The sequence below is a fragment of the Streptococcus oralis genome (assembly GCF_001578945.1).
Classification (GTDB): Bacteria; Bacillota; Bacilli; order Lactobacillales; family Streptococcaceae; genus Streptococcus; species Streptococcus oralis_Q.
In genome coordinates this window covers 99088-103126 of record NZ_KQ969552.1, presented here as the reverse complement: position 1 = coordinate 103126, position 4039 = coordinate 99088, and the positions used below count along the sequence as shown (strand labels likewise).

6 protein-coding genes and 1 pseudogene are annotated in these 4039 nt (G+C 42.2%); all 7 read left to right on the top strand.

The window, feature by feature from the left end; translation table 11 throughout:
• A pseudogene (locus tag SORDD16_RS11875) lies at positions 1–72 on the top strand (GNAT family N-acetyltransferase); the annotation flags it as partial.
• A gap of 21 nt (positions 73–93) precedes the next feature.
• Positions 94–585 carry a methylated-DNA--[protein]-cysteine S-methyltransferase gene (locus SORDD16_RS05915; protein WP_061452718.1) on the top strand — a complete coding sequence of 164 codons (492 nt, stop codon included), beginning with the start codon at positions 94–96 and terminating at the stop codon, positions 583–585.
• 12 nt (positions 586–597) lie between these two features.
• Positions 598–954, top strand: coding sequence for an arsenate reductase family protein (locus tag SORDD16_RS05910; protein WP_061452717.1), 357 nt, complete (start codon positions 598–600; stop codon positions 952–954).
• Between the two features lie 189 nt (positions 955–1143).
• Positions 1144–1944: an amino acid ABC transporter permease gene (locus tag SORDD16_RS05905; protein WP_061452716.1), complete on the top strand. Its 801-nt coding sequence runs from the start codon at positions 1144–1146 to the stop codon at positions 1942–1944.
• Positions 1944–2687 (top strand): amino acid ABC transporter ATP-binding protein, encoded by a 744-nt coding sequence (locus tag SORDD16_RS05900; RefSeq protein WP_061452715.1) that lies wholly within the window; start codon positions 1944–1946, stop codon positions 2685–2687. The genes SORDD16_RS05905 and SORDD16_RS05900 overlap by 1 nt, the downstream gene beginning before the upstream one ends.
• Before the next feature lie 77 nt (positions 2688–2764).
• Positions 2765–2989, top strand: coding sequence for a DUF4059 family protein (locus SORDD16_RS05895; protein ID WP_000924294.1), 225 nt, complete (start codon positions 2765–2767; stop codon positions 2987–2989).
• 65 nt (positions 2990–3054) lie between these two features.
• Entirely contained in the window at positions 3055–3966 is a 912-nt protein-coding gene (gene trxB, locus SORDD16_RS05890) for a thioredoxin-disulfide reductase (RefSeq protein ID WP_061452714.1), read from the top strand.
• The last annotated feature ends 73 nt before the right edge of the window (positions 3967–4039 follow it).

Genomic DNA, 4039 nt, shown 5'->3' with positions numbered 1-4039 from the left:
CTAGGATTTCAGCAGGTCGGAAAAGTTCCGGTTGATGGGGAACGTTTGGCCTATCAGAAACTAAAAAAATAGAAGCAGAATAAGTACGCAAAAATGCTCTACCCGTCGCCAATTGGAACCTTATCCTTGGTTGCTGACGAGCAATATCTGTATGGCATTTGGGTACAGAACCAAACTCATTTTGAGAGGGGATTAGGGGATGAAACGATAGAAGAAGTTGTTAGTCATCCTGTATTAGAGCAAGTTATTTCCTATTTAGATACTTACTTTGATGGATGTGCTCAAGATTTGTCTTCCTTGCCTCTGGCTCCTATTGGAACAGATTTTGAAAAGCGAGTCTGGACTTACTTACAGGCCATTCCTTATGGTCAGACAGTTACTTATGGGCAAATAGCGCAAGACCTGCAGGTGGCTTCTGCTCAAGCGATTGCTGGAGCAGTGGGGCGCAATCCTTGGTCCATACTCGTTCCCTGTCATCGTGTGCTGGGGTCAGGCAATCGCTTGACAGGCTATGCATCGGGAGTCGAGAAGAAAGCCTGGCTCTTGCAACATGAAGGTGTAGCATTTCAAGAAAATAAAAAATAGAAAGAAAAGAAAATGTTAGAATTTATCGAATACCCAAAGTGTTCAACTTGTAAGAAAGCAAAAAATGAATTGGATAAACTTGGACTGGGATACCAAGATATCCACATCGTAGAAGAAACACCAAGCGAAGACGTGATTTTGAACTGGTTGGAAACTTCCGGTTTTGAAGTGAAACAATTTTTTAATACTAGCGGGATTAAATACCGTGAACTGGGTCTAAAAGATAAGGTGGGAAGTTTGTCAAAACAAGAAGCAGCCAAGCTTCTAGCGAGCGATGGTATGTTATTGAAACGTCCAATTTTGGTGGAGAATGGTGCTGTCAAACAAATCGGCTATAGAAAACCCTATGAGGACTTAGGTTTGAGATAGTTTTTATTTATCTCCTTGATAGGTTTGAGATAGTTTTTATTTATCTCCTTGATAGGTAAAATATATAGCCTCCCTGTTTTAAAGTGTGATAAACTAGAAGATAGACAAAATCTGATCAGCCCGTAGCAAATAATTTGCTTGCGAGCAGAAGTATGATAGAATGAATCATTATCAGGAGAGGATGTTTTTATGACTGTTACAACATTTTTAGCATCAGATTGGTACCAAAGTTTGATGCAACTCATTCCGGATGGTAAGCTTTTTAGTTTGCGTTCGGTCTTTGATGGAATTCCAAGGATTGTCCAACAACTGCCGACAACCTTGATGTTGACGCTTGGGGGGGCTCTCTTTGGTTTAGTACTAGCCTTGATTTTTGCCATTGTGAAAATCAATCGAGTAAAGATTTTATATCCCTTGCAAGCCTTTTTTGTCAGCTTTTTAAAAGGCACACCAATCCTAGTCCAACTTATGTTGACCTACTACGGTATTCCTTTAGCTCTGAAAGCCATCAATCAACAGTTGGGAACTGGTTTCAATATCAATGCGATTCCAGCAGCAATTTTTGCAATTGTGGCCTTTGCTTTTAATGAGGCGGCTTATGCAAGTGAAACGATTCGTGCAGCCATCCTTTCAGTTAATCCAGGTGAAATTGAGGCGGCACGCAGTTTAGGTATGACGCGAGCACAAGTTTATCGTCGCGTGATTATTCCAAATGCGGCCGTTGTGGCGACACCGACCTTGATTAATTCCCTTATCGGTTTGACCAAAGGGACTTCACTTGCCTTTAGTGCAGGTGTTGTGGAAGTCTTTGCTCAGGCTCAGATTTTAGGTGGAGCCGATTATCGCTATTTTGAACGTTTTATCTCCGTTGCCCTTGTTTATTGGGTAGTCAATATCGGAATTGAAAGCCTCGGCCGTTTCATCGAGAGAAAAATGGCTATCTCAGCGCCGGATACAGTGTCTACAGATGTGAAAGGAGACCTTCGTTAATGATTAAGATTTCGAATTTAAGCAAATCCTTTTCAGGACAAACTGTCTTGGATCATCTGAACTTGGATATCCAAAAAGGTGAGGTAGTGGCTTTGATTGGTTCATCTGGAGCGGGGAAATCAACCTTTCTTCGTAGTTTAAACTACCTTGAAACTCCAGATAGTGGAACGATTCAGATTGACAATTTTAAAGTTGATTTTTCTCAGATTAACCAAGAAGAAATCCTAACCCTTCGTCGCAAGTTATCTATGGTTTTCCAACAGTTTAATTTGTTTGAACGTCGCACGGCCCTTGACAATGTCAAGGAAGGTTTGGTTGTTGTGAAGAAATTATCGGACGAGGAAGCGACAAAAATCGCCAAGGAGGAGTTGGCTAAGGTTGGACTTTCTGACCGTGAAAACCATTATCCTCGCCACTTATCAGGTGGGCAAAAGCAACGGGTTGCACTCGCGCGTGCGCTTGCTATGAAACCAGATGTCTTGCTCTTGGACGAACCAACCTCAGCCCTTGACCCAGAATTGGTCGGTGAGGTAGAAAAGTCTATTGCAGATGCTGCCAAGTCAGGTCAGACCATGATTTTGGTCAGTCACGATATGTCTTTTGTAGCCCAAGTGGCAGACAAGGTTTTATTCCTAGAAAAAGGGAAAATCATCGAGTCCGGCACACCGGATGAAATCATCAATCATCCGAAAGAAGAACGGACAAAAGAATTCTTTGCTAGTTACAAACGGACTTATATTTGATATAATAGAAAAAGGAAAACTCAGTTAGTTGGACTAGCTGAGTTTACTCTTTAAAAAAGATAGAAACGAGAGAGATCATGCTACTGCATCTATTTTCTTTGTATTTCGAGAGTTTGATCTTAACGACCATCCTTGTCGTGATTTTTCTGGGGATTTGGATTGGATTGAGAGCCATGTCTGGTGTGGACAAGACAGCCAAAGCTCGCCAAGCTCATCTCTATGATATGATTATGATTGGAGTTCTGGTCGTTCCGGTGTTATCCTTTGCCGTCATGAGTTTACTCTTGGTTTTCAAGGCATAATCCTTGCGTGACTAGCAAGAATGAGTTAGAATAAAGATAGTTACAACAAGAAAGAAGGAATCGAAATGTACGATACGATTATTATCGGTGCTGGACCTGCGGGAATGACCGCTGCCTTATATGCCGCTCGCAGCAATCTGAAAGTGGCTTTGATTGAAGGTGGTCTGCCAGGCGGGCAAATGAACAACACATCTGATATTGAAAACTATCCAGGTTATGCCAACATCAGTGGACCTGAATTGGCTGAAAAAATGTTTGAACCACTTGAAAATCTTGGAGTGGAACATCTTTATGGCTATGTTGAAAATATTGAAGACAAGGGTGACTATAAAAAGGTAATCACTGATGATCAAGTTTACGAAACCCGTACTGTCATCGTGGCAACTGGGTCAAAACACCGTCTCTTAGGTGTTCCCGGGGAAGAAGAACTGAACAGTCGTGGTGTCTCTTACTGTGCAGTCTGTGATGGTGCTTTCTTCCGTGACCAAGATTTGTTGGTAGTTGGTGGTGGAGATTCAGCGGTAGAAGAAGCTCTCTTCTTGACTCGCTTTGCTAAGACTGTCACTATTGTTCACCGTCGTGATCAACTTCGTGCCCAAAAAGTTTTGCAAGACCGTGCCTTTGCTAATAAGAAAGTCAACTTTATCTGGGACTCTGTCGTCAAGGAAATCAAAGGTGAAAACCGAGTAGAGTCAGTTGTATTTGAAAATGTGAAAACAGGTCAAGTAACAGAGCAAGCCTTCGGTGGTGTCTTTATATATGTTGGTTTGGATCCTGTTAGCGATTTTGTCAAAGATTTGAATATCCAAGACCAGACAGGCTGGATTGTGACAGATAACCACATGAAGACTCCCGTTGACGGTATCTTTGCGGTTGGGGATGTTCGCCAGAAAGACCTTCGCCAAGTGACAACAGCAGTTGGAGATGGGGCTATCGCTGGTCAAGAAGCCTACAAGTTTATCACCGAACATAGTTAATACACTTCGAAAATCTCTTCAAACCACGTCAGCTTCGTATGGGTACTGACTTCGTCAGTTCTATCCACAACCT

What these genes read in the sequence shown, in the direction of transcription:
- SORDD16_RS05915 (WP_061452718.1), top strand. Translation starts at nt 94, where the DNA reads ATGCTCTACCCGTCGCCAATTGGAACCTTATCCTTGGTTGCTGACGAG.
- SORDD16_RS05910 (WP_061452717.1), top strand. Translation starts at nt 598, where the DNA reads ATGTTAGAATTTATCGAATACCCAAAGTGTTCAACTTGTAAGAAAGCA.
- SORDD16_RS05905 (WP_061452716.1), top strand. Translation starts at nt 1,144, where the DNA reads ATGACTGTTACAACATTTTTAGCATCAGATTGGTACCAAAGTTTGATG.
- SORDD16_RS05900 (WP_061452715.1), top strand. Translation starts at nt 1,944, where the DNA reads ATGATTAAGATTTCGAATTTAAGCAAATCCTTTTCAGGACAAACTGTC.
- SORDD16_RS05895 (WP_000924294.1), top strand. Translation starts at nt 2,765, where the DNA reads ATGCTACTGCATCTATTTTCTTTGTATTTCGAGAGTTTGATCTTAACG.
- trxB (WP_061452714.1), top strand. Translation starts at nt 3,055, where the DNA reads ATGTACGATACGATTATTATCGGTGCTGGACCTGCGGGAATGACCGCT.